The sequence below is a fragment of the Pedobacter cryoconitis genome (assembly GCF_014207135.1).
GTDB classification, from domain to species: Bacteria; Bacteroidota; Bacteroidia; order Sphingobacteriales; family Sphingobacteriaceae; genus Pedobacter; species Pedobacter cryoconitis_D.
On sequence record NZ_JACHCC010000002.1, the window covers coordinates 485,174 to 511,135 of the forward strand.

The 25,962-nt window shown below is 39.0% G+C and carries 25 protein-coding genes; 13 read left to right on the top strand and 12 right to left on the bottom strand.

Features of this window, described 5'->3' with window-relative positions:
- Positions 1-16: 16 nt before the first annotated feature.
- Positions 17-976: an alpha/beta hydrolase gene (locus tag HDF25_RS05020; RefSeq protein ID WP_184623385.1), complete on the bottom strand. Its 960-nt coding sequence runs from the start codon at positions 974-976 to the stop codon at positions 17-19.
- Between the two features lie 241 nt (positions 977-1,217).
- Entirely contained in the window at positions 1,218-1,910 is a 693-nt protein-coding gene (locus HDF25_RS05025) for a thioesterase II family protein (RefSeq protein ID WP_184623386.1), read from the bottom strand.
- Positions 1,911-2,228: 318 nt separating this feature from the next.
- On the opposite strand from HDF25_RS05025, the gene HDF25_RS05030 reads away from it, so the two are divergent.
- Together HDF25_RS05030 and HDF25_RS05035 are read left to right on the top strand one after the other, a co-directional pair.
- A complete protein-coding gene (locus HDF25_RS05030) occupies positions 2,229-3,629 on the top strand; it encodes an alpha-amylase (protein WP_184623387.1) in 1,401 nt (466 codons plus the stop codon).
- Positions 3,630-3,706: 77 nt separating this feature from the next.
- On the top strand, positions 3,707-4,693 hold the full coding sequence (locus HDF25_RS05035) for a hypothetical protein (protein WP_184623388.1): 987 nt from the start codon (positions 3,707-3,709) through the stop codon (positions 4,691-4,693).
- A 50-nt stretch (positions 4,694-4,743) separates the two neighbouring features.
- Here HDF25_RS05035 and HDF25_RS05040 read toward each other — a convergent pair whose 3' ends face one another.
- The 5 genes from HDF25_RS05040 to HDF25_RS05060 form a co-directional block, all read right to left on the bottom strand.
- Positions 4,744-7,086, bottom strand: coding sequence for an ABC transporter permease (locus HDF25_RS05040; RefSeq protein ID WP_221450855.1), 2,343 nt, complete (start codon positions 7,084-7,086; stop codon positions 4,744-4,746).
- A 179-nt stretch (positions 7,087-7,265) separates the two neighbouring features.
- Positions 7,266-7,952, bottom strand: coding sequence for a MarC family protein (locus HDF25_RS05045; RefSeq protein WP_184623392.1), 687 nt, complete (start codon positions 7,950-7,952; stop codon positions 7,266-7,268).
- 53 nt (positions 7,953-8,005) lie between these two features.
- Positions 8,006-9,226, bottom strand: a complete 1,221-nt coding sequence (locus HDF25_RS05050; protein ID WP_184623394.1) for an RNA polymerase sigma factor — start codon at positions 9,224-9,226, stop codon at positions 8,006-8,008.
- A 41-nt stretch (positions 9,227-9,267) separates the two neighbouring features.
- Positions 9,268-9,618 (bottom strand): YciI family protein, encoded by a 351-nt coding sequence (locus HDF25_RS05055; RefSeq protein ID WP_184623396.1) that lies wholly within the window; start codon positions 9,616-9,618, stop codon positions 9,268-9,270.
- 197 nt (positions 9,619-9,815) lie between these two features.
- On the bottom strand, positions 9,816-12,335 hold the full coding sequence (locus HDF25_RS05060) for a family 20 glycosylhydrolase (protein WP_184623398.1): 2,520 nt from the start codon (positions 12,333-12,335) through the stop codon (positions 9,816-9,818).
- 232 nt (positions 12,336-12,567) lie between these two features.
- On the opposite strand from HDF25_RS05060, the gene HDF25_RS05065 reads away from it, so the two are divergent.
- The gene (locus tag HDF25_RS05065) at positions 12,568-13,014 is read left to right on the top strand and encodes a hypothetical protein (protein WP_184623400.1); all 447 of its coding nucleotides are present in this window, start codon (positions 12,568-12,570) and stop codon (positions 13,012-13,014) included.
- A 96-nt stretch (positions 13,015-13,110) separates the two neighbouring features.
- On the opposite strand, the gene HDF25_RS05070 is transcribed toward HDF25_RS05065, so the two are convergent.
- Together HDF25_RS05070 and HDF25_RS05075 are read right to left on the bottom strand one after the other, a co-directional pair.
- A complete protein-coding gene (locus HDF25_RS05070; RefSeq protein WP_184623402.1) occupies positions 13,111-13,611 on the bottom strand; it encodes a hypothetical protein in 501 nt (166 codons plus the stop codon).
- The gene (locus HDF25_RS05075) at positions 13,601-14,068 is read right to left on the bottom strand and encodes an RNA polymerase sigma factor (RefSeq protein WP_184623404.1); all 468 of its coding nucleotides are present in this window, start codon (positions 14,066-14,068) and stop codon (positions 13,601-13,603) included. The genes HDF25_RS05070 and HDF25_RS05075 overlap by 11 nt, the downstream gene beginning before the upstream one ends.
- Positions 14,069-14,669: 601 nt before the next feature.
- Between HDF25_RS05075 and HDF25_RS05080 the strand changes: the two genes are divergently transcribed.
- The 7 genes from HDF25_RS05080 (at position 14,670) to HDF25_RS05110 (ending at position 20,183) form a co-directional block, all read left to right on the top strand.
- The gene (locus HDF25_RS05080) at positions 14,670-15,248 is read left to right on the top strand and encodes an RNA polymerase sigma factor (RefSeq protein ID WP_184623406.1); all 579 of its coding nucleotides are present in this window, start codon (positions 14,670-14,672) and stop codon (positions 15,246-15,248) included.
- Positions 15,249-15,342: 94 nt separating this feature from the next.
- The gene (locus tag HDF25_RS05085) at positions 15,343-15,909 is read left to right on the top strand and encodes a Crp/Fnr family transcriptional regulator (protein WP_184623408.1); all 567 of its coding nucleotides are present in this window, start codon (positions 15,343-15,345) and stop codon (positions 15,907-15,909) included.
- 65 nt (positions 15,910-15,974) lie between these two features.
- On the top strand, positions 15,975-16,556 hold the full coding sequence (locus tag HDF25_RS05090; protein WP_184623410.1) for an NAD(P)H-dependent oxidoreductase: 582 nt from the start codon (positions 15,975-15,977) through the stop codon (positions 16,554-16,556).
- An 84-nt stretch (positions 16,557-16,640) separates the two neighbouring features.
- Entirely contained in the window at positions 16,641-17,549 is a 909-nt protein-coding gene (locus HDF25_RS05095) for a helix-turn-helix domain-containing protein (RefSeq protein ID WP_184623412.1), read from the top strand.
- A 79-nt stretch (positions 17,550-17,628) separates the two neighbouring features.
- The gene (locus HDF25_RS05100) at positions 17,629-18,630 is read left to right on the top strand and encodes an aldo/keto reductase (protein WP_184623414.1); all 1,002 of its coding nucleotides are present in this window, start codon (positions 17,629-17,631) and stop codon (positions 18,628-18,630) included.
- A gap of 139 nt (positions 18,631-18,769) precedes the next feature.
- Positions 18,770-19,444: a flavin reductase family protein gene (locus HDF25_RS05105; RefSeq protein WP_184623416.1), complete on the top strand. Its 675-nt coding sequence runs from the start codon at positions 18,770-18,772 to the stop codon at positions 19,442-19,444.
- A 34-nt stretch (positions 19,445-19,478) separates the two neighbouring features.
- A complete protein-coding gene (locus HDF25_RS05110) occupies positions 19,479-20,183 on the top strand; it encodes a hypothetical protein (RefSeq protein ID WP_184623418.1) in 705 nt (234 codons plus the stop codon).
- Here HDF25_RS05110 and HDF25_RS05115 read toward each other — a convergent pair whose 3' ends face one another.
- Together HDF25_RS05115 and HDF25_RS05120 are read right to left on the bottom strand one after the other, a co-directional pair.
- Positions 20,184-21,203, bottom strand: coding sequence for an NAD-dependent epimerase/dehydratase family protein (locus HDF25_RS05115; RefSeq protein ID WP_184623420.1), 1,020 nt, complete (start codon positions 21,201-21,203; stop codon positions 20,184-20,186).
- A gap of 65 nt (positions 21,204-21,268) precedes the next feature.
- Positions 21,269-21,844 carry a Crp/Fnr family transcriptional regulator gene (locus HDF25_RS05120; RefSeq protein ID WP_184623422.1) on the bottom strand — a complete coding sequence of 192 codons (576 nt, stop codon included), beginning with the start codon at positions 21,842-21,844 and terminating at the stop codon, positions 21,269-21,271.
- 153 nt (positions 21,845-21,997) lie between these two features.
- Between HDF25_RS05120 and HDF25_RS05125 the strand changes: the two genes are divergently transcribed.
- A complete protein-coding gene (locus tag HDF25_RS05125) occupies positions 21,998-22,621 on the top strand; it encodes a Vat family streptogramin A O-acetyltransferase (RefSeq protein ID WP_260409322.1) in 624 nt (207 codons plus the stop codon).
- Here the strand turns inward: HDF25_RS05125 and HDF25_RS05130 are convergent, their stop codons facing one another.
- On the bottom strand, positions 22,622-23,620 hold the full coding sequence (locus HDF25_RS05130; RefSeq protein ID WP_184623424.1) for an EamA family transporter: 999 nt from the start codon (positions 23,618-23,620) through the stop codon (positions 22,622-22,624).
- A gap of 92 nt (positions 23,621-23,712) precedes the next feature.
- Here HDF25_RS05130 and HDF25_RS05135 point away from each other — a divergent pair, with 92 nt between their 5' ends.
- Positions 23,713-25,242, top strand: coding sequence for a PLP-dependent aminotransferase family protein (locus HDF25_RS05135; RefSeq protein WP_184623426.1), 1,530 nt, complete (start codon positions 23,713-23,715; stop codon positions 25,240-25,242).
- A 67-nt stretch (positions 25,243-25,309) separates the two neighbouring features.
- Entirely contained in the window at positions 25,310-25,918 is a 609-nt protein-coding gene (locus HDF25_RS05140; protein ID WP_184623428.1) for a porin family protein, read from the top strand.
- Positions 25,919-25,962 lie beyond the last annotated feature (44 nt).

The window sequence follows — 25,962 nt, forward strand, 5'->3', positions numbered from 1 at the left end:
TATAGCCTTTATTCTTTTATAAAGCTGTCTTATATTTTATTTTTTGTTTTAAAACAGCGGCGATAGATTTTTTAGCCGCAGCACTCATGGTGTGCCCCTCTTTAGCAAAAGATTGCAGATAGGTTGTATTGATATATCGCTGGTTTCCGGTCTCTTTAACTTTATTGACTACATTGATGGAATTATCGCCGCTCAATGTGCTGTCATCCTCGCCATAAAACAAGTATAATTCTTGCAAATCACTATTGGTAATCAATGCCGGAATCTGACGTACAGGAGAATAAGCTAAATAATTAAAATCAGGGACTTTTACACTTAATGCCTGTATAGCCAGTTTATTCACAAAAGTTGTTTTACTGTCTGTCGCCGGCAACATCTGCGCGAAGCCACTCAAACTTACAATCGCTTTATACCGCTCCTGGTTTCCCAGTTTGGCATCACGTCTCATTCCTTCAAAAAATGCAAGATATGCACCCGCACTCTCTCCGACCAGAACAATTTCGGTGGTAGAGATATTCAAAGAATCGCCCAAACCAATAATATAATGCATCGCATTTTGTACGTCTTCAATAGGTTTATCGAGTAACATGGTTAGTCCAACTCTGTAATTGATTGTTGCAATGGCACAATCTGGAAATTCTGTTTTAATCGCATTGATCGCATCCATACCTTCTCCACCGGTTTTGTCACCCCCGGTAAAACTTCCGCCATGAATAAATACGAAAAGCTTTGTTGTATTTTTATTTCTGTTGGCGGGTAACCAGATATCGAAATTCTGAGGATCGCCGGAAGGGGAAGGATAACTCAGGTTTTTATTCCAGCCATCTGTGTATAGCGAAGTTGCTGTAATTGTTTCGGTTTTAACAGCCTGTTGCCCGGATGGAACTCTTTGCGCATTGAGATCAGTCAGTTCTGATTTTTTACAGGCAAAAAGAAAGGATACCAGGAGTAAAAGAAAAATACTTTTGTTAATCATAGGTTTGGAATTTTATGTGCCTTTTATAATAGCATATGCTAAAATAAAACACAAATGCAAACTCATGATTAATTAATTGTTGTTATTATATAAACACAGATTTTTCTAACACTACAGTAAAACTTAACAATCTCACTATCAATCAGAACTGTTTTCAGCAAAGAATAACCTGATACTTTATCTGGTAGTATTGATTTAAACAACGTTTTATGATGAACTGGTAAAAAATCAACTGGATTACTTAAAGCACCAGTCTGCTTTTGTCTTTAATCAGCCTTGCAACTTCCTGATAATCTTTATGAATAAAGAAATGACCTCCTTCAAAAATTTTATAACCGAAATGTGATTTTGTAAAGTTTTTCCAATTGGTAATGTGCTCCACCTTTGTTTCCTGATCACCCATCATCGCATATATCGGGCTGCTGATCAAAGTATCTACCTCGGCCTTGTTTCTTTCTGAAATTTCAAAATCAGCTCTCAGTACCGGCAGAAAAAAATCCAGCATATCTTCGTATTCAAATACTTCATCTGGTATACCGCCCAATTTTTTCAGTTCAACAATGAAATCTTCACGCCCCAACAGGTACCTGGTAGTTTTGTTTTCAAGCCCCGGACCGGCATTGCCACTCACAAATATATAACTGGGTGCCTTATTGGCTTTTTCAAGGAGGCTGGCAACTTTCAGCGCCAGATAGGCACCCATACTATGTCCGTAAATAATAAATTTTGATGAATTCAGTTTTCCAATAACCTGTTTATAAATATCCAGCGCAGCCAGGTCAAAATCCTTAAGCAATTCTTCTCCTATCCTTCTGCCTCTTCCAGGCAGCTCAAGTGGTATAATCTCAAAGTCCTGTAAATAAGGAAGCATAAAATTAAAGGAGTGGGAATTTCCCCCTGCAAAATGCAGCAAAATCAATTGATGTTTTTTCATTGAATGAATAATAGAATGTATTCTAAAATTATAATTATTATCCGATAACTATATCAGGTTTTAACAAAAATAGATGATGAAATTTTAATTAATTATCTCAGCTGTTGGTTATATCATATTAATAATTAATTTAGCTAAATAATAGGGACCATAATTTATAACCTGGTCACTCCCAGCCTGAAATCCACCCATTGATTTATTTAAAAGAACTGATACAAAGCTAAAAACATGAAATACAACGGGAACGTTCCCGTAATTTAACAGCAAATCCAGAAATATGCTGTTAACGCCTGATAAACCAAATAAAAACCAAATAGTATGAACAAAAAACAATCTTACCTATTCGTAAGGAATGTCCTCTTTATGGGGCTTTTCCTGACATTTTCGGCCTGCAAAAAAACCGCAGTTACGCCCCTCTCCCCTGATTCGGCCAACAAAACTGTTCTTGATGCGGCTACAGGCACTGGTGGTGACGTCATGATGCAGGCATTTTACTGGGATGTTCCTCAGGGTTCATGGTGGAATGTAATCAATAGCAAAATACCATCCTGGAAAGCTGCCGGAGTTGGCGCAATATGGCTCCCTCCTGCCACTAAAGCCCAGGCTGGAGTAACAAGCATGGGTTATGATCCTTATGACTATTTTGATTTTGGCACCTATAATCAAATGGGTACAACCACTACTCACTTTGGTGATTCCACCAGTTTAAGCAAGTTAATAGCCACAGCCCACAGCAATAATATTCAGGTATATGCAGATATGGTACTGAATCACTGCAGCGGCGGAACTTTAGAGGCCAATCCTTATACAAATACGAATACCTATACCAAATTCACTCCGCTTTCAGGTAAATTTAACCGCAGTTACAGTGATTTTCATCCGAATGATATAGAAGCCAGCGATGAAGGTGCATTTGCAGGTTTCCCCGATCTTTGTCATAAAAAGGCCAATGTATCGAACTGGATCTACAATGCTTCTTACAGCATGTCAAAATTCTATAAAAACAATATGCATTTTGATGGATTTCGTTTTGATTATGTCAAAGGATATGGTGCCTGGGTGGTTAAAAACTTCGTCAACAGTGTAGGCGGCCCTGCATCCGTTTTTGCAGTTGGTGAACAATGGGATGGAAATGCCTCGAATCTGCAGAGTTGGGTAGACGCCACTGAACAAACATCGTCAGCCTTTGATTTCGCTTGTTTTTATGCGATGCATGCTGCTTTTGATGGCAATGACCTGACTCATCTGAATGATGATATGTTGTTAAAGAGAAATGCTTCAAAGGCCGTTACTTTTGTAACAAACCACGACACGGATATTACCTATAATAAATACTCTTCTTATGCTTACATCATGACGCATGAAGGATATCCATGTCTGTTTTATAAAGATTATGAGAATCTACTGGATAAAAACAGGATCAATAACCTGATCTGGATTCATAAAAATCTGGCCGGGGGCACAACTACAAACCTATATTCCGCCAGCGATCAGTATATTGACAAAAGGAGCGGATACGGAACTAATCCTGGTTTAATTGTTTATTTCAATGGTTCTGATAACTGGCAGCAACAATGGGTAACTTCTAGCTGGGCTAATAAACAAATTAAAGAATATACTGGTATATCTAACTGGATACAGACAGTTGCTGCTGACGGACGCGTACTGATACAAGCCCCTCCGCATGCTTACTCTATCTGGTCAGTGACTGGTTTATAAATAAAAAATACAAATGCCGGAGAGGTAGCCTGGTGTTGCCTCTCCGGCTTCTTGATTACCCATTTTATCAAATCCATATGAGATTACCCGTTTTATTATCTTTATTGACTATACTTTTTGCCTGTGGCAATCATCCTGAAATAAAAAAAACTAAAGGTGATCTGAATTATATATCAACCGGTTTAAAATCGGAACAACTGGATACCAGGCTAAACCTGACAGCGGATATCAAAAAAAACGAATTACAGGCTGAGTTAGACCTGACCAATCTGAACAGCGGGCCCATCACTATTACCGGGATTGAAATAGCTACACCAGAGGGTTTACGTTCTTTACCAATCAAAGGAAATATTGATCCTGTTGTGTTGGAAACAGGAAAAAGCAGATTAATTACCTTAAAATTCCAACCGCTCAATGATCTCAAAACCAATCAGCTCACAGGCAAAAACGGATACTATAAACCGGGTTACCAGATACTGATTACTTTTAATACAGACAAAAATCCTGCACCAATATTAATGAGTTTAAAGGCTGATTTACCTGCTGACCAATACAAAAGTTATCTGGAAAAAGAGAAAGTCCCTGCGTTCAGCTATTCGTTTAAAACTACTTCTGATTTCAGTCAGCAACAAAGCGCTTATCTGGCTTCATTAAAACAATTCAAACAAGCACCTTTTGTATTTGTAAGTGATCAGGAGATCGCCGCAGCAGGTGTAAATCTCAGATTAAGAAGTTACTGCGCGAAGGATACTTTAAGTGCAGATATTTTCATCGTAAATCATTCTGAATTTGCTGTCCATTTTAATCAGGATAACCTGGATTTCATTTCTGCCGGTGAACCTTCAGCAGCTCAGCCAAAAATAATAACCATAGAAAAGATATCGGGACCGCAGCAAAGCAATGACAGAATTGAGAAAGGTGAACGTCTATTGATTCATTTGAAAAAATACTTTAAAGACCCTGGTGAGCAGGCAGTATTATCTTTTCATCAGGCCTTTGAGATAGGTCATCAGATACCATTGTATAAACGTGATATTGAACTTGTAAAGGTTATTTTACCCTGATCTTTTCTGGAAAGGATCAGAGTAAAATATTGATATGGTTATCTTTCAGCTTATTCGTATTTCAGCGCATCCACTGCATTTGCTTTGGCGACCTTAAAACTTTGCAGGCTTACCGTAAAAATTGCAATCCCTAATGAGATCATTCCGGCCAGTATAAAAGGCCCGGTATCTATTGAAATTTTATAGTCATAACTTTTCAGCCATTGGCTGGCCAGTATAAAAGCGACAGGAAAAGCAATTATGTTCGCTAATAATACAAGTTTAATGAAATCTTTATTTAACAGAATCAATATACTTTTCAGGTCTGCACCTAATACTTTTCTGATACTGATTTCCTTTTTACGCTGTTCAGCCATATATAATGCCAGTCCAAGTAATCCAAGGCAAGATATGAAGATGGCAAAACCACCAAAGAAATTTGACAATACACTTAAAAGTTTCTCAGTTTTTAACTGTTCGGTCAGGTTTTCATTGATGAAAGTAAGCTGTAAAGGGTATGCCGGGTTCAACTGCTGACTTAAGCGCTTTATTGTACCAATAGCTTCACTTAAATTCTGATTGGGAGTCAACCTGATGAGTAATACACGACTATCTTTTATATTGTAATAAAAGAAAGTAGGTTCTGTTTTAGCTCCCATACGTTCATTTGAATAATCTTTAATAACGCCTACAATCTTATAGCGTTCATTATCTCCCCAGCGTATGGTTGTTCCTACAGGGGACTTAAGTCCCATTTTTTTGGCTAAAGCCTGATTAATTAATAGAGAGCTATTGGTATCAGCAGCAAATTTTGGAGATAAATCCCTGCCTTCGACAATCTCAGCTCCTATAGTCTGACTAAAACTATAGCCAATGCTTCTGTAATTAAGTATCGACCGGTCGTTGGCAGACTTACCAGGCCAGTTCAGATCCCCAGTAATCGATCCTTCCCTTGTAAAGGATTGTGCAAATTCTGAAGATGAAAGCACTGCTCCTGTTTTGACAAGTTCATTTTTAAAAAGTGCCAATTTCTTCGGATTTCTCCATTCACCTTCCAGTTCCATCTGTACTAGATTATCTTTTGAAAAACCCAGTGGTTTATCTCTCATAAACTTCATCTGCGCATAAATAATAAGGGCGCAGATAATCATGCAAATGGAAAGACTGAATTGTAAGACCACTAAAACCCTCCGGATAGACAATGATGATTTTCCAGCCGCAGCAGGGCCTTTTAAGACCTTTACAGGGATAAATGAAGACAGGTAAAATGCAGGATAACTTCCGGCTAAAAAGCCAGTGAGCAGTACCATCGTAATCAGGGTAACCCAAAGTGAATATGAGTTATAACTGATACGCATGGCTATATCCAGCAGATTATTGAAATAAGGCAGACTCAGTTCCAGTAACCCAAAAGCAATAATCATAGCAATCAGCGAAAACAGCATAGATTCAATGATAAATTGTCCCATCAGGGTTTGCCGTGTAGATCCAAGCGCTTTACGGACTCCAACTTCTCTTCCTCTTTTCTCCGACCTGGCAGTGGAGAGATTCATATAGTTGATGCTTGCGATAAGTAATACACAAAATGCAAGGAAAGCAAACAACCTTACCTGATCTATTCTTCCGCCTACGGGTTTACCATTCACAAAATCATTATAGAGATGAAACTTGCTGTATGGAAACAAAAAGGCCTCAAGCTGTGAATCTTTATCCTGTGCCCTGATTATTTTTCTCACAGCTGCATCAGTTGCAGCAAACTGAGATTTGTCTTTTAGTTTAAACAATGTAGCACAACTAATATTCCCCCAGCTTTTGTCTCTCTCACCAGGATGCTCTTGCTCAAAAAATGCCCAGCTTAATAAAGCATCATACTGCATACTCTGATTTTTAGGCAGGTCAGCAATTACGGCTGTAACCTTCAGAATTTTTCTGTTATCATATTTTATGCTTTGACCCATCGGGTCTTGATCTCCAAATAATTTCTTAGCCACCGATTCAGTCAAAAGGACTGAATTAGGAGAGCTCAGGGCAGATAAAGCACTCCCATGAATAAATTTATAATCGAATATTTGCAGAAAAGACGGATCTACACTTCGGGTATTCAGTTTATAACTCTGCTGGGCAAAACTAAATAATTTGTTATCATCTCCGCCTAAACTCATACGGGCAAAGCTTTCTATGGCTGGTAAAGACTGTGCTGCCGTGCCTCCAAGCCTGTTTGGATTGGCAAAAGTAGTAGCCAGCTTTCCGTTAATATCAATATTTACCCTGGAAACATAAATCCGGTCAAGATCTTTAAATTGTTTATCATACCCCCACTCATAATTGACATACAATAATAAAAGCAAACAACAAGCCATACCGATAGCCAGACCACCGATATTAATCAGTGAAAACCCGATGTTTTTTTTCAAATTCCTGAAAGCGATTTTTAGATTGAGTAATAACATATAATTGAATTTGCCCGGAGAAGTCTAATAACATGCCAGTTCTGAAATAGCTCATAAACACGCTTAAAATACGAATAAAGCATTTTTTACGACTCAGAACGTTCATTACCGTACATGCTGTGTCCGACAACGGACAACGATTATTATCCCTGGATCAGGCTTTTGATTCCGGTAATCGCAATTTGTAAACCCACACAAAAAATAAGGAATGCAGAGATCCGGTTAAAAATTGTTTCGGCATTGGAACTCAGATAACGGATAATGTTTTTTGTATTCAGATAAAAGATATAAACCAGCATACACATGAAAATAATAGATAACAATATAGCACCGGTATTCATGAAATAATGTACTCTGTCTGTTGACGCACTATGTGCACTAAGTGTAAACAATACAGAAATAGTACCTGCACCTGTGGTTACAGGAAAAGTAATCGGATAAAACAATTTATCTTCTATCTGGCTATATCCTGATGATTTACTCACACCATCCGTTTCTGTAACCGTGACCGCTGTTTGCTTTTTATCTGAAGAAAGGTTCTCCCAGCCCATTTTGCAAATCATAATACCTCCTGCCAGCTGCACCACCGGAATAGAAATACCAAACAGTTCCAGTATCCATTGTCCGGCAAACAGAGAGACCGTACAAATGGAGAAAGCATATAGAGTAATCTTTCCCACAGCTGTTCTTTTTTCTGCGGAGCTCAGATTGGAAAAATATGGGCTGATGATAAATGCTGAACCAATTGGATTTACCACCGGGAATAAGGCGATAATACCTATAAAAAGCAAATGAAAAAAGGAGTGGTATTGAGTAAATAGATTAGGCATATAAATTAATTAGCAATAGATCTTCTTTATTTAACTGTAATATGCGCATTTTTTTAACTGTTGTCAATTCTTCTTTGGATAGTTAGTTTATCGGCCTGTGTTCTTGCTTTTGCATAAGCCTTCTTAAAGTTCGCAATCGCCTTTTGATTATCAATACCGGTATATAACTCGCCAAGAAGCATAAAATAAAAATGATTGTCTTTCAGGTTTAGTTTTTCTGCGGCTGCAATGGCTTCCTCCTTACCATTTGCTTTAGCAAGCGCATAAGTCCTGTTCAATGCTGCAATGGGTGAATACTCAATTTGAAGCAAATGATTATAATATTGTAATATGTTTTCCCATTTTTCGCTCGTATCTGCTTTTTGAGTATTCCAGTAAGCTATGCCAGCCTCGAGATGATACCTGGAAAGTTGATCACCAGTAGCCGCGCGGTCTAGAAAGTACCCTCCCTTACTAATCAGTTCGGCGTTCCATCTGTTTACATCCTGTTCATCATATAAGATAATATCACCGTTTTTGTCTTGTCTTGCCTCGAATCTGGATGCATGAAAACACATCAGGGAAAGCAAGGCATTTACTTGTGGCTTATTAGTATATCTATTCTCTACCAACATGGTGCATAAACGCATCGCTTCCAGACATAGTTCTTTTCTTAGTGTCTGATGCTGGCTAACGGAATAATATCCCTCGTTAAACAATAAATAAATGGTAGTCAGTACAGTTGCCAAACGTCCTTCCAGTTCTGTTTCACCGGGAAATTCGATTTTTGTCTTTCTCTCCCGCAGTTTTTCCTTAGCCCTGAATAATCGTTTATTGATTGTTTCTTTACTGGTCAGAAAGGCATCTGCAATCTCCTGAATACCGAATCCACAAAGAATCCGGAGAGAAAGCCCGATCTGTGCTTCAGATGGGATTGCGTCATCGCAAACTGCAAACATCATCTGTAGCTGGCTATCATTAATATTTTGTGGGGACAGGTCAATTTCAGTACTGTTTGATGAGTTATTTTGGATTTCCGGCGCAATTTTATTTGCAAAAAGAAAGTCCCGCTGTAAATGGTTTCTGGCTTTGTTCTTTGCTACATAATAAAGCCATGCAACCGGATTTGACGGAAGCCCTTTTTGCGCCCAGTCCTGAGATGCTGTGAGGAAGGTATCACTGGCAATATCTTCGGCAACTTCGATCTGGTCAAAACCAAAATGTTTGCAAAGGACTGAAACCAGTTTTCTATATTCCGTCCTAAATAAATCTGGTATTAATCCGCTCTCTTTCATAGATAAAATGCCCCCATATATACAGGGGGCTATTTAATTAACTAATCTTTTGCATGTGTCCCGGTAATTTTTCGTACCTCCACGCTATTCCCTTCTCCGTTCAGCATCGGACAGTTCTTTGCCAGGTTTACTGCTTCATCAAAATCCTTAGCCTTGATCGTAATGAAACCAGCTATGGTTTCTTTAATTTCTGCATAGGGCCCGTCTGTAATGACATTACCCGGTTTCAGGACACGACCTTCGGTTGATAAACCAGTACCACCATTAAATTTATTCTGAGCCGCAATACCTCCTACCCAGTCATGATACTGTTTCATGTAAATCTTTAATTGTTCTGGCGAAGGGGATCCCATTGTCTGATCGAAATGGAATAATAAGATGAACTCGTCCATTTTTCGTTGATTTTAATTGTAAATAAATATATGAATTAGAGCCTGTTTAAATTTAGATGCTATAAATAATTTGAGCAGATGAATTTTAAACAGACTCTTACAACCATATCAAATGAACTTGCCCGAATTGGACATTTGCCGGAATATTAATTTAACCAAAAAAGGGATTAGTATGACTAACCCCTTTTTTGATTAAATTAATTCAGAACGGTTGTTGTATTTCCTCCTCTTCCGGTAGCGTTGAATGCTCTGAATTTGAGCAGGCCTTTCTGATTAAAAGGCTGTGTATATAATTTATCCTTAACTGAAGGTTCTTTTCCATCGGTCGTATAATAAATATTAAATCCTGGAAATTCTGTATTGCAGGAAACCTTGTGATCAGTTACTTTAACCCCTACAGGCGGAACACGGTACCTGGCGCCGATCTTATCCAGTTTTGGAAATTCAATTTCACCTATACGTGTGTAAAAATCAGCAAAGCTATCTTCATAAAGAGCTGCAGCTTTGATTTTATCCTTTTCTACAGCCCAGGCCGGATCCTGTGCCCATGCGCGTTCGGCAAGACCTAATAAACGGGGTAGTAACATGTATTCCAGCCGCTCTGGGGTGATGACTTTCTCAGTCCATAAAGCTCCTTTTATCCCTAAAATATTGGATTTACCAAAATCAGTCAGGCGATCTTTGCCAATAAACACATCCTGGGTAACAGGCTCCCCTTTACTATCTTCGGTAGAATTTTTATAATAATTATAGGGAATAAAAGAAAACAGTTTTTCTGTCGGCACATATCCTGCCCAGCTATGTCCTGGCTCAGCCAGTGACCGATCGTAAGCCATGTCCAGGTAAAAGTTACTGGAACAGGTTAAAACCACTTTGTACCCCATATTGGCTAATCTGTAAGGAAGATCTTCCATCCCACGGCCAACAATATTATTCCATACGTCCAATTGGAAAGCATCGTTTACAAATAACGGATTAGGCACCATCTTATGTTCTCCATCGAGTGAGGTTTCACGCATTCCCATTTCCTCCCATCCCGACAGTACAATTCCTTTAGGTTTTAGCATCTGCTGCAGTTTACCAATATAATAGCTCCATAAATCAGCTGTAGACTTCATCTTCTCCTGTTTCATCAGCGCAAGACACAGAGGTGATTTCTCCCAGACTCCCTGCGGAACCTCGTCCCCTCCAAAATGAATGGTCTTTAAAGGTATACCAGCACTCTGGTACATGGCCTGCAAACTATTAGTGATGGTCTCCAGGAAACGATAAACAGAAGGTTGGGCCACACAAATGACATTATCGTTCCAGTATTGCGCAGAACGATAAACAGAGCTGTCCTTTAAATCATTAAGCAGGTATTCTTCTGCTTCAGCTTTCATCCCTTTAGCCATATAATTGCGATATCTTGCTTCCATGGCTTTTATTGCAGCCCGGGCATGACCTGGTGTTTCAATCTCAGGAACAATCTCAATATGTCTTTGTCTGGCGTATTTTAAAATTTCCATAAAATCGGCAGTTGTATAAAAGCCCCTGTTCAATACTTCACTGGTATCAGGTCCGGAATTATACATGGGTGGAAGAGACTTCTCTGTAGTAAGCGTATGCCCTCTTTTCGCACCGACCTCAGTAAGTTCAGGCAGACCCGGGATCGCCAGTCTCCATCCTTCATCATCAGTTAAGTGAAAATGGAATACATTCAGTTTATACAGCGCCATCAGATCAAGTATCCGGAAAACCTCTTTTTTAGAATGAAAATTACGGGCCACATCCACCATCAGGCTTCTGTATTTAAAACGGGAGCCATCTTTGACAGACACACAAGGTATCAAAGCATTCTTTTCCTGCTTACCAGTAAGTAATAAAGATTTCAATGATTGCAATGCGTAAAATGCGCCCTGGGCACTCCCCGCAGAAATGATAACCGATTGTGGAGAAACCTCCAGCTGATAATCGTCATCTTTAAGATCTGTTTTAACTAACTGTATACCTTTGCCTTTTAGAACACCTGAGGAAATCGTTGTTTTAACTTTAAAAAGGTCTTGCAGCTCTGCCGCAAAATAATCAGCTTCATTTTTAAATGCCGGATCGGTAGCAATTAATGAAGTTTGGTTTAAGGCGAAATTTCCAGGATGTTCTTCATAAAATACAGGCGTAGGAAGAATCTTTATCAGGGTATTCTTTTGATAAGAGGCAAATTTATTATTGCGGTTATAATAATCTAAAGGGGAAACAACGTCTTTAAATGACTCATGTGGCGGTTTGACATCGTAATGGTTAATCTTAATTCCCTGGTTAGGCTGATTATCCCAAACCAGATATAAACCGCCTGGTGCATCTGTAAAATTTTTGACAACGCTTTTAGTGACCAGGTCAAAAACAACAGAGTCACCCTTATTCAATCCTTTAAAGTCCTTACCGGGCCTTAATCTGAAGAGGTCACCATTGATCTGCTCAATGGTTGCGTTACCTGCAGCCGGGAGATCTAATTCTTCAATAGAGTTGAAATAAAGACTCCAGTTACCTGCCGGAAGCCGCTTTGACGAACGGTTAACAAGGGTAAAAGATGAAAGCGAGTTTTTCTGTCCACCGTAGTGATTGTCCTTTAATGTCCATTTGATATGGAGATCCTGAACCGGGTAAGGGGAACTTTCCTGCTGCGCAAAAGTAGCGCAAGGAAAGAAGAGCGCAATTAATAAACATTTTTTAAAATTCATATAGGTTTAATTTGGGGAATAATGTGCACCTAAACAGGTCCAGCACCCATTGGCCTTTTGAAATTAAACCATAGGAAGTGCTGTATCCTTGTTTTCCTAAGGTATAAAAAAATTAATAATTAATTTAATTCCGGAGATTAGAAAATTATCCTGTTATGCATAACAAAGCAACTCCTTGATAAAGTATTACAGATAATTTTATAAATTGCACTACTATAATTATAAGTATAAAATGAAGAGATATATTTTAACACTGCTGATGGTTTCGGGTATTATTTTTTATGCCAGTGCGCAAAAAACACCACCTACAGCTTCTGAAATGACAGCTAAGAGTGTAGAAGCCCTTGAAAAAAAGATCAAATTAAACCCAACTCAGAAAAGTATAATTTATAACTATACACTCGATATGTGTAAAGAGCAGGTTGCATTGTCAAAAAAGCAACAAACCGGCATGTTCAATGAAGATGATGTGGCTAAATTTTACAGAATGCAGAATGAAACCACCAAGAATATAAGGAATATTTTAAAAGGTGAACAACAGACTCAGTATGATCAGTTTTTAGAAGAGCAGTTACGCGGTGGAGATAAGAAAAAGAAAAAAGGGAAACACTCAAAAGATGAAGAGGAAGAAGTTGTAACTGGTATCTCGGGACTGAAATTACCTCCGCCAACTCAATAAAACTTATTGAATCAAGGTCTGCAAAAAGACATTCTTTAATAAAAAAAGCTATCTGTTAATAACAGATAGCTTTTTTTATCTCCATAAATCAATACCCTATGGGTTTTGTTGACCTTTATATTTTCTCAACTCAGTTTGAAGTTCCGAAACCTGCCGTTTCAATTGCCTGTTTTCCAGATAAAAGTAAATTGCAAAACCCAGGAATATTTTACTGAGTATAAAAACAGCAATGAATAACCATCTCCAGATCTTATGTACCCGCATATGGCTTGATGATGCATCAACTTCAATAAACTGATCGCCCCTTTTATTTCTATTCCTGCTTTCAGGAGGTGGTCCTATGGATAGGTTCTGAAAATCAGAAGTTTTAGCAAGTTCATTAAGCTGAGTTTCAATTTTTGTCCATGTACCCGGAGGCGGAGTAATAGCCATGTGTTCGGCTATACATTCCATATCTATTTCCAGATTGCGCAGGGCTTCCTGTATTTGTGGATGTTTATCCTTTAACTCCAATAATTTACTGGTTTCCGCTTCAGAGGCTGAGCCTAACACATAAGCTTCCAGTATTCCGCTTTCTATGTATTCATTAATTTTCACAGCTTCTCCTCATTATAGCGAAAGCCTCTTTTAAAGTCTTTCGGATTGAATCCTCAGGTTTATTTAACTCTTTTGAAATTACTTCAATCGATTTTCCATGATAATAAACATCATGAAATACAAGGTGTTGTTCAGCTGTAAAATGCTCAGTATATTTATTGTCTAATCCGTTTGCGATTCCTGTCCCCTCCACAAATACCTCAGTATGGGTCAACTGACTTAATTTACGCTGGGCAAACCTTTGCAACTGGCACCAGTTATTAGTGCCGTCCCAGTTTAGTTCATTTAAATGTTGTGATATTTCACAGAATATTTTCACGAGGTACTCCTCGGCAAGTTTTCGGTCCTTTACAATTTCAAAGATGTACCCTAACAACATACCAGCGTGTCTGTCATACAGACTGCGTACAGTTGCCTGGTTATTTTCGATCAATGCCCGTGGTTCAGTTCTTAGCATAATTAGTATCTTCAGCTCAGCCGTATCTGGCTATACACTCCTAAAGCCTTGTTTTTATAAATCTAATTTATGTAAAAAAAAACTGAATTAGAGAAATAAATATCTTTAAAATAAAACTTTATTGATATCACAACCCAAAAATTGGCTTAACACGCATTTAAAACGATTGAGTACATGTTTTAAAGTTTTAAATAGCAAATTTATTTCCTTGAAAACTAAATGCAGTAAGAAATTTCTTTCTGTAGCCTATCCCGCAATTCAGCTGAGAATAAAGAAATGATAACCAGGCAACCCTTTCATTTCAGATAACACTATAAATAGGACAACCCGGTTAATGAACATCTAAATTAAAAAAACGACGTTAAGACATGAAATTATAGCTTACAGGAATACATATATTCCCTCAGGGAGTACAAATAGAAGCAGTATGATCGTGATAAGCCGATAATCATAATAAATAATCGTTAATCAGTTGCATCCTTTTAACTTTAAATGCTTTTAGCAAAAAAGAAACTCATTTAACTTTACAAAAATTTGAACAATTAAAGTCCAAGTATTTACCTTTGTATCACGCAGATACAACTAAAAACTTGAAAGATTAATGTTAGTAAAACTAAGCACCTATAACTCCTGGAGTGACACACAATTATTGTCATCCCTGACAGACGGAGATAAAGCAGCTTTCGATGAAATTTACGAGAGGTATTGGAAAAAGCTATACAATGAGTGTTTTAAACGTCTAAAAAATATAGAACAGGTCGAGGAACTTGTTCAGACCGTTTTTATTGATCTCTGGGAAAAAAGAGAGACGAAGAAAATTGCAAACATATTTGCCTATCTGGTAACCGCTGTGCGTTATCAGGTTTATATGTTATATAAAAAAGGGAAGACACTCCCTCACTTCGAAGAGCCCCTGGAGCATATGGCTCAATCTTATACTGGTGCAGATACTTTATTCAATGAAAAGGAAATAAGAAATTACATTGCTGTCTGGCTGGCACTGCAACCAGAAAAACGCGGTGAAATATTCAAATCCAGATTTATAGATGAGTACACAACTAAGGAGATCAGTGAACGGATGGGGATCAGTCAGAAAACCGTACAGAATCAAATCCTTACCTCCAATGCCAGTTTAAAGAAGTTTTTAGAGAAGATACTGATCATGATGACGCTGATGTAAGCTATACCGCTATTCGGGTTCAACTTTTCAGAAATACGGATAAAATAACTTACTTTCGGTTCTCAATGCTCAAAAGAACGAATTTTCAGCCATTATGGTCCGCGATTTTTTAAAGACATTTAACACCTTAACAGCTACAGAGATTGACCATTTCGAACAGCTTCTCACTATCAGGCACCTTCAGAAAGGAGATTTTTTCATCAGTGAAGGAAAGTACTGTAAAGAGGTTGCCTTCGTCAAAAGTGGTATACTCAGATCATTTTTCACCCCCGAATCGGGAGAGGAAATTACTTATTGCATTATTTTCCCCAATTCTCTGATCACCGCATATTCTTCTTTCATTACAGCTCAGCCAACACAGGAAAATATCCAGGCAGTGGCCTTCTGCGAGTTACTGGTCATACAAAAGAGTGATATTGATCATTTAAGCCAGTCCAGCCCAAACTGGATTAAATTTTCCAAAATGATTGCGGAACAGCAATATATCGAACTTGAAAAGCGCCTATTTCTTTTTCAGAAGGAAAAAGCAAAAAAGAGATATCTTGATCTGATAGAAAACCAACCTGCTTACATCCAGCAAATTCCATTACAATACCTGGCCTCCTACCTGGGTGTCACACCAAGACATCTGAGTCGTTTAAGAAAAGAAATTGTTTTCTAGACAAATGTCCTGCCCGCAGCCTGATTAGCCAGATACCTTTGTCCTAACAATAAATAAAGGACAAAATGAAGAATAACATTCTGATCATCAATGGTCATCCCAACAAAGAAAGTTTCAATTTCGCTTTAGTGAATGCCTATAAAGAAGGGGCCATAAAATCGGGCACTGCGGTTGATGTCATTACCATTGCCGAACTAAACTTTAACCCCAATCTGCAATACGCCTATACCAGGCGAATGGAATTAGAGCCTGATCTGTTAACCAGTCTTGAAAAAATAAAAAAAGCTGATCACCTGGTTTGGATACATCCGGTTTGGTGGGGTGGCCTGCCAGCCATGATGAAGGGATTTATTGACCGCTTATTTTTACCCGGAATAACTTTTAAATACCGGGAAAACTCTGTCTGGTGGGATAAATTACTGGCAGGAAAGACAGGTCATATTATTACTACCCTGGATCAGCCTGGCTGGTATTACCGGCTTTTCTATGGTAATCCGAGTGTCAATCAGTTAAAAAAAAGTACGCTTGAATATTGCGGGGTCAAACCTGTAGCCATTACCTATATTGGCATCATCAAAACCTCCGGAGTCAGACAAAGAGAGCAATGGATAAATAAGATTTATCAGCTGGGTCAGAAAAATAAATGACCACTCCTATTTTTACTTATGCCAGGAATAAAAGTTTAGTGTAAAACAAATTGCAGGTTTCATTTGATTTTTATAAATTAGATAATGAAATCAACAGAGAGTGTAGAAGACTTTTACGACCGTGTCCCAAAAGCAAATCCGTTAGGTCTGAAAATAGATAATGCAGGAGCCGGTCATTTCAATATATTTTCCAGAGAGAACTGCTCCCCGCGGACTCCCTACAGCAGACGGGATTTTTACAAGGTTTCGCTTATTATTGGCACCGGTAAACTGCATTATGCAGATAAATGGATCCAGATAGACCGCCCCGCACTTCTTTTCTCCAATCCTATTGTTCCCTATTCCTGGGAAGCGGAATCAGACTTACAGCAAGGCTGGTTCTGTCTTTTTACCGAAGCCTTTATTCAGACGGGTGAAAGACAGGAATCTTTGCAGGATTCTCCTTTATTCCGTATTGGCAGCAACCCTGTCTTCTTTATTGATGAATTCCAGCAGAGAGAAGTATCAGCTATCTTTCTTAAAATGATGAAAGAGATAAGCTCTGATTACACACACAAATACAGCATGTTAAGAAACTACCTGTATCTGATTATTCATGAGTCCATGAAAATGAGCCCGGCAGAAAACTTCGAGAAACACACCAATGCTTCATCCCGTATTGCAACTTTATTTTTGGAACTTCTGGAAAGACAATTTCCGGTTGATACACCACACATGTCTTTAAAACTAAAGACGGCGGCTGATTTTGCAAGAAGTCTTTCCATACATGTGAATCATCTCAATCGTTCCGTAAAAGAGTTCTCTGGTAAAACAACGACCGAACATATAGCGTCAAGAATCACCAGAGAGGCTAAAGCACTGCTACAGCATACAGACTGGAATATTTCGGAAATTGCTTATGGTCTTGGATTTGAATACCCGGCTTACTTTACCAATTTTTTCAAAAAAAATACAGGGATCTCACCGATAGAGGTTAGACATGCAGCCGTTTGATTATTATAACCATCTGTTTGAATAGTATAACTGCATCCCTTTTCTGCCAATTAACTTTGTTTCATCAAATCTTAAAAACATGAAATATAGAAATCTGGGAACAACTGAAGAAAAACTGTCTGCCATTGGGCTTGGCTGTATGGGAATGAGTTTTGCTTATGGCCCTGTTGATGATACTGAAAGTATAGCTACACTCCATAAGGCATTAGACCTGGGAATTAATTTCTGGGATACAGCTGACATGTATGCTAATGGCTTAAACGAAGAACTGATTTCACAGGTACTTGTACCAAACAGAAATAAAGTATTCATTGCTACTAAATTCGGTTTCCGCTTTAAAGATGGTATTGCCGGACCAAGTAATGCAAGCGGGACTTATTTTGACGGTTCACCACAATGGATAAAAATTGCTGTCGAACAAAGCCTCAAACGATTAAAAATAGATACTATAGATTTATATTATGCACATCGTGTAGATCCTAATGTTCCAATAGAAGAAACTGTTGGTGCAATGGCAGAGTTGGTCAAAGAAGGAAAAGTACGCTACCTGGGCTTAAGCGAAGCATCCCCTGCTTCTATCAGAAAGGCAAATGCTGTCCATCCTATAGCTGCCCTGCAAAGTGAATATTCTTTATTGACGCGGGACGTAGAAGGCGAAATATTAGCTACTGTAAGAGAATTGGGTATTTCACTGGTTCCCTATTCACCACTTGCCAGAGGTCTTGTCACCAATACACTGGATGTAAACACTTTATCAGACAATGATTTCCGTAAATCCTTACCGCGTTATCAGGAGGCTAATCTGGATAACAACAACAAACTGATCAACGGATTTGCAGCAATAGCAAAAGATAAGAGCTGTACACCAGCTCAACTGGCTCTGGCCTGGGTACTGGCTCAGGGTGAAGATATTATTCCTATTCCGGGAACGAAAAAACGAAAATATCTTGAAGAAAATGCTGGCGCTGCCGATTTAAGCTTGTCAGTAGCTGATCTGAAAGTTATTGATGAATTGATTATTCGTTTTCCTGTTAGTGGAGATCGCTATAACGAAGGTGCGATGAAACTGGTAAACCACTAAATTTATAACAGAACCGTTTTCACAAAGGCAGACCTGATGGTCTGCCTTTGTGTTTTATAACCAGTTTAATACCGATCAGCAAGAATCGGGTTTTTATGGGCTTTGAGAAGATTTAATTTTACTGAATAAATCATTCACCATGCATAAATTCAGCGAACCAGAGATCCTGTACTTTGGAACACCAGTTGTTCTGATCAGTTCCATCAATGAAGATTACACTTATAATCTCGCGCCCATCTCCTCCGTCTTCTGGCTTGGCTGGCGTTGTGTTATTGGAATAGCGGCAGGTGCACAAACTGCCAGAAATTTAATCCGTACCAAAGAATGCGTACTCAATTTACCCTCGGTCAATGAAGTAAATGCCGTAAACCGGCTTGCTTTGACTACTGGTGCCTATCCAGTGCCTGAAGGAAAAATACAAAAAGGATATCGCTTTGAGCGGGATAAATTTGCTACCGCAGGTATGACCGCCATAAAATCCGAAATAGTTCTTCCACCTAGAGTCAAAGAATGTCCGGTTCAACTTGAAGCCAAAGTAGAAGCGATACATAGTCTGGCAGAATCAGATCCTCATCAAAAAGGCCGGATCCTGACTATAGAACTAAGTATTCAGCGTGTTTATGTGGAGGAATCAATTTTATTGGATAATAAACCCAACCGTATTGATCCTGATAAATGGCGGCCACTAATTATGAGCTTTCAGCATTTCTATGGCTTAGGGCAGAAAATAGGACAATCCAATCTGGCCAAAATTCCGGAGTTTATGTATCATAGTTCTGATCTTGATCAGGTAAGAATGATGAATAAGCAATAATTTATATAATTTCGCAGGCTTTAGCTGAATGGCCATGAAATCTGTACTGACTATATTTTTACTGAGTATTACGATGTCTCTGTTTGCACAGCACTATCCCGACAGGCCTTCAACCCATGGGATGATGCTAATGGGTAATGAAACAATTTATGCTTCTCATTTACCTATGTTTCATAGTCCACACGACTATCAGATCATTTTAATTCTGGAATTAACGAAAGATGACCAGGTTATTTATCAGCAAGACAGAAAAAATCATCCCGGTGAACTGGTCTACACCATAGAACCAGAAACCTTTGTCCTCCCTGAAATGATTAATTATACCCGGATTTTCAAAGCCAGTATCTACCGTGGCCATTTTGAAAGAGGCGGTTCTTCATTTCTTAAAAACATCACAGTCAAAATCAAAAAAGTTATCTATTATAAACAATTTGATAAAAATGCTACAAAACCGGACAACCTTCATTATCTGCTTTTCGGCAATGCAAAAGAACAGTTCCTGGTTCATCAGATCAGCAGCAGACCTGACTTTGATGAGAATTTAATTGTGCAGTTAAAGGATAAAAAAGACCTGAAGCTACTTACAGCCCACCCCTATATTACTGTCAGTTTCCATGAAAAGGACAGCGAAAAACCGTTTTCATGGAGAACTCACAGTGGAAACAGTAAGGAAACTATCCGGCCTATTGTTTTTTCCAGTCATCAAACCCTTTATCTTGAGTTTGATGACCTGAAATAACTAGCTTTTCATTAGTCTGTCACTGTTTTTCATCAGATATAACATCGACTCTTTAACAACTTGCACCGGACTTTTGGGATTAAACCCCAGTTCGTTCCTTGCCTTTGAAATATCGAAATTCTGTTGAAGGCCCGAAAACATAGCAATATCCTTTACACTTAAAAGCGGTGCTTTACCACTTAGCTTGCCTCCAAGTTCCATCAGCCATGCTGCAAAATATAAAACTGGTTTAGGCACAGCAACCGGAAGTTTAATTTTAAGCTCCGGAAAAAGTTCCTGGGCAATCTGAGTCGTTTGTTTAATAGAGGTACATTTCTCATTAGCCAGGATATAACGTTCCCCACTCCTGCCTTTGGTAGCAGCCAGATAACAGCCTTCTGCGACATCTTTTACATCCACCCAGTTTAAGGTAATTTTCGTCTCCACTGGGATTTCCTTATTTAATACCAGTTTGATGATATTATATGATACACTTAAACTTCCGTAAGCTTCACTTCCGATCATCGCCGAAGGCAGGACAGCCACTAATTCAATGTTATGTTTCCTGGCTAATTCAAAGGCTAAAGTTTCTCCGTCATTTTTAGAATTATAGTACATATCCCTGCGGTCAGGATTTTGTCCATTGCTTTCTTTAGCAGGAAGTTTACTGTAATCCAGTGCAGCAATAGAACTTACATAAACAATCTTCTTCACCCCAGCTTCGGCCGCTGCTTCGATCAGGTTCCTGGTACCCTGAAGATTAACGTCATATATCTCTTTTACCGGGTCTTTTGCCCATAATTTGAAAGCAGCCCCCACTGCATAAACGACTTCCACATCCTGCATAGCGAGGATTAAAGAGCGTTTATCAGTAATATCTGCTTTTACCATTTCAGCATGTAAATCTGAAAAAGATGCTCTGTTTTCAAGGTCACGGACTGATCCTCTGACAGGAATCCCCTTACTAATCAGTAACCGCATTAAATTATTACCTAAATGTCCGTTTGCACCTGTAACCAATGCTAAATTTTGATGTATCATCTTTGTATGCTTTTAATTATACATACAAATCTCCATAAAGATTAACCGCAGCCACTTGACATTTGTTAGCTAATTATTTTTTTACGGATACGGCTCAGACTTTCTGGTTTCATCCCCAGAAAAGAGGCAATATATTGTAAAGGAACATGGTGGATTACCGAAGGATAATTATCAATAAGTTTAATATAACGTTGCTCGGCAGTTAGACTGGCCAGCTCTTTTGCCCGGTTTTCATTATAAGCAAGGGCCGCATGGAACACCAGGATACTATAATCTTTAAAAGCACTGCTTTGTTTACAAATAGTATCCAGATCAGCTTTATTAATCCTCAGTAACTCACAGGGAGTAATACATTCCACATTTTCAGAAGACCTGGTTTCATTGATAAAATGGCTGTAAGCAGTGATAAACCCCGGGGGACAATTCAGATGTGTAGTCACTTCGTCCCCATCCTCATTGTAATGAAATAACCTTATGAAACCCGAAACAACGTAATACAGATATTTTGGGACCCGCCCTTCTTCTTCAATGATACTGTTTTTAGGGAACAACACCGGCTCAAAATATTTCTCACACAGCTCCACATCTGCTTGATTAAGCTCAATCCGGGTAGATATATTATTTATTAAATGCTGATACATATTTAGTAAAGAGCCATTTTGATCTCAGCCCAGGTAAAGGTCGGAATTAATAATTAGGGATTTCATTTTATACTAATTAGTTTTTCTATTAAATTAGCACGATTGCAAACGCTCTTCCACAAGAATCAAGAATTGTGGCGATATAAATACAGCATGATGAAAGGACCAGATAAAGACGAAAAATACCCGATAAACCACTACCAAAGACTCTGTTTCCTAAAAAACATCATCACAAGCCCCAATATTATTGTAGGCGATTACACCTATTATGATGATTTCAAAGATGTCTATAATTTCGAAAGAAATGTAAAATATCATTTCGATTTCATCGGGGACAAGCTGATTATTGGCAAATTCTGCATGATTGCATCAGGAGTAACCTTCATCATGAACGGAGCAAACCATAAAATGGATGGTATAACTGCTTACCCTTTCAATATCTTTGGTAACGGCTGGGAAAAGGTAACCCCAAAAATGGAAGAATTACCTTTTAAGGGGGATACCATTGTAGGAAATGATGTCTGGATCGGATCAAATGCGACTATAATGCCTGGAGTTCATATCGGGGATGGCGCGATCATAGCTACCAATACCACTGTCACCCGGGATGTTGCCCCTTATAGCGTAGTTGGCGGCAATCCTGGTAAAGAAATCAGAAAACGTTTCTCTGCCGAAAAGATTGAAGAATTACTGGAGCTCAAATGGTGGGACTGGAAAATAGAAAGGATTACTGAAAATCTCCATGAACTCACCGGCAGCAAATCGCGTTTTTTATAATTAATCTGCAGTCACCAGCTCTACTGGTGCTTTACAAACTGATGGCGCCTCAGGACTGATCGTTTTTTCAACTGGTTTACGGTATTTAACCAGGTTAATTAATAGCACACTTAAAAGTATTACTGCCAGGCCTGCTACCTGTAATAAGGTAATATGCTCATTGGCGAATAGCACCCCTAATAAAACGGCAACTACAGGATTGACATAAGCATGCGTACTCACCTGTGTTACAGGTCTTACTCTGATCAGCCATACATAAGCACTGAAGGCAATGATAGAACCGAAAAAGATAAGATACAGCACTGCTGCCCAGGATTGCATTGAAACCGTGTAGAAACTAAAACTTTTATACTCTCCATGTATAAAACCTGCAGGGATAAAAGCTAACCCGGCAATAATCATCTGCCACGCAGTTCCCATTCTGGCCGGTGAATTACTTACCTGGCGTTTAGAAAACAAAGAGCCTGTCGACCAGCAGACCGGAGCAAGCAAAAGTAATCCCATAGCATAAAGCATAGCAGAACCATGTCCGTCTCCCATTGCTTTAACAGCCTGCTCACCAAATAACAGAACTACTCCTGCAAATCCGACAAGTAATCCGGTAATAGTTGATCTGTTCTTAAAATTCACCTTCCAGTTGGGTTTGTCCAGTAAGACCATCCAGATTGGGCCTACCGATACCAGAATGGCAACCATTGCACTTGGCAAAGTCTGCTCTACCCAGATCACAATTCCCGTAGCTCCAAAAAGCAGAAACAGCCCACTAATCCCAGCATTGATAATATCTTTCTTAATCCAGATATTGTCACCTTTATAAGCGCACCAGCTCAGGAGTAAAAGACCTGCGATCGTAAAACGGAATGCCCCTAATATCATTGGAGGAAATCCCTTCATAGCCATTTGTATAAAAAAATAAGTGGAGCCCCATACTATATAAACAATAGCGAAGGCAACAATAACCAATAGTGCGGATAATTTCGGAGGCGTATTTTGTATCATGAGCTGATCTTGATAAATATTTTTTTCTTATCAAAAATAACATATAATTGGGCTACCTTAGTAGTCCAGAAACAACAAGACAAATAGTCCAGATGATATTTCCAGGAATCCACTTAAATATTGATAAAACACTTCAGATACCCGTGTATCTCCAAATTGCCAATGGAATCATCGCCCATATCAGACAGGGCACTTTAAAATCGGGTACCGCCTTGCCCAGCAGCCGTTCTCTTGCTTTGAACCTGAATGTACACCGTAAAACTATCATTGCAGCTTACGAAGAGTTATATGCACAAAGCTGGGTTGATACTTTACCAAGAAAAGGAATATTTATAGCTAAGAATCTACCCGATGTCACCCCCCGGCCGATCATTACAGATTCAAAAACCAGTCATTATCCTGAAAAAACTTTTTTTGAAGTTGATGACAACAAAATTCCATTTACCGAGGTATATATTGAGCCTCCAAAAGGAAACCTGATTATCAATGACGGGCTTCCTGACACACGCCTGGCTCCTATTGATTTACTGGTCAGAGAATACCGTCGTTTTGCCAATTACCGTTTTGCGCCCAGGTATTTAACTTATGGCCCGGAACAGGGATCAGAGAACCTCAGGGTAGAACTTTCTCATTTTCTTGCCGAAACGAGAGGATTGAATATCAGCCCCGAACACATCCTGATTACCAAAGGTGCACAGATGGCTATTCACCTTACCACCCAGATACTCATTTCCAATGGTGATACTGTGATCGTGGGTGATCCTGGATTTCCGGGAGCAAATGAAGTTTTCAGACATGGTGGGGCTAACATAGAACTGGTACCCCTTGACGAATGCGGGATGGATATGGATGCTGTAGAGGCCATCTGCAAAAGGAAAAAGGTAAAAATGCTCTATGTGATTCCGCATCACCACAGACCGACAACGGTCACACTGAGTTCTGAGCGTCGGATGTGTTTACTGGAACTGGCCATGAAATATCGCTTTGCGATTATTGAAGATGATTACGATTATGACTTCCATTATAGCAGCAGCCCTATTTTACCACTAGCCAGTCTGGATTATTATGGCAGCGTGATTTATATTGGTTCATTCAGTAAAACCATAGCTCCAGGCATCCGGATCGGCTTTATGATCTGCCCGCAAAACCTCATTATACAGGCCACGCGTTTGCGCAGACTCATTGACCGGCAGGGAGAATTACTGCTGGAAGAAGCTTTAGCCAACTTATTAAAGAATGGCGATATCAGCCGGCATCTTAAAAAAGCAAATAAGACCTATCATGAAAGACGTGATGTCTTTTGCCGGTTATTGGCAGAGCAGCTGGGAGACCTGGTAGAGTATAAAATTCCAGATGGCGGCCTGGCTGTCTGGATAAAATATAAAAATGGCATTTATGCAGAAGAAGTGGCCAGAAAAGCATCTGCAATGGGGCTGTCTTTAAGTAACGGCCAGGGATATTTTGATGCTGCAAGCAAGGAATTAAATCATATCCGCTTAGGTTTTGCTTCAATGACCCCTAAAGAAATGGAGGAAGCGATAGGTATTCTGGCAAAAGTGTTAAAAAAGCTAAATTCTTCCCTGCTGCATGACCAGTCTGACCAGCCTTCTGTCAATCCCTGATTGCAATTGGTCAAATTGTTTCGTCTCACTTTCCATTATTCCTCTTTTTTGTGGAAAATATATAAATATGAAATCACAATTTAAAAGATGGAATCTGTTCCTGATTCCTTTTGCAGCGCTTGCTTTAGTCACTACTACTGCCAGATCACAAAACTCACTTCCTTTCCATATAGGAGTAAAAGGAGGTGCCAATTTTACTAATTTATCATTGAACTACGCCGATCTGACTAATAAATATGCCGGAGGTTACTCAGCAGGAGCTTTCACAAGATTCGATATCTCAAGAGCCTATATTCAAGGAGAGCTTTTGTACTCGCACAAATCATCTAAAACAACATCTGCTACCCTGGGTTCACAAAACACCTCCTGGAATAGTATTGATGTTCCGGTGGTTATAGGATACAAAGTAATTAAATCAGACCTCCTTAACCTGCGTGTATTTGGCGGCGGCGTTTACTCCTATACGTTGAACGATAAAGCAAAGATATTAAAGGAGGTCAAGGAATCGTTCAAACAATTCGACAAATCCAACATTGGTTACCAGGCAGGTGTAGGTGTTGACTTTGGCAGATTAACCTTCGATCTGAGTGCTCAGGGAGGACTGACCAAAATGAGTAAAGACTTTAAATCCCGTCCAATGACATATCAGGCAACGATTGGTCTCATGATCTTCTAAAAATTCTTTCTACTTTTAAAAAATTTAACGAAGCGGACAAGAGC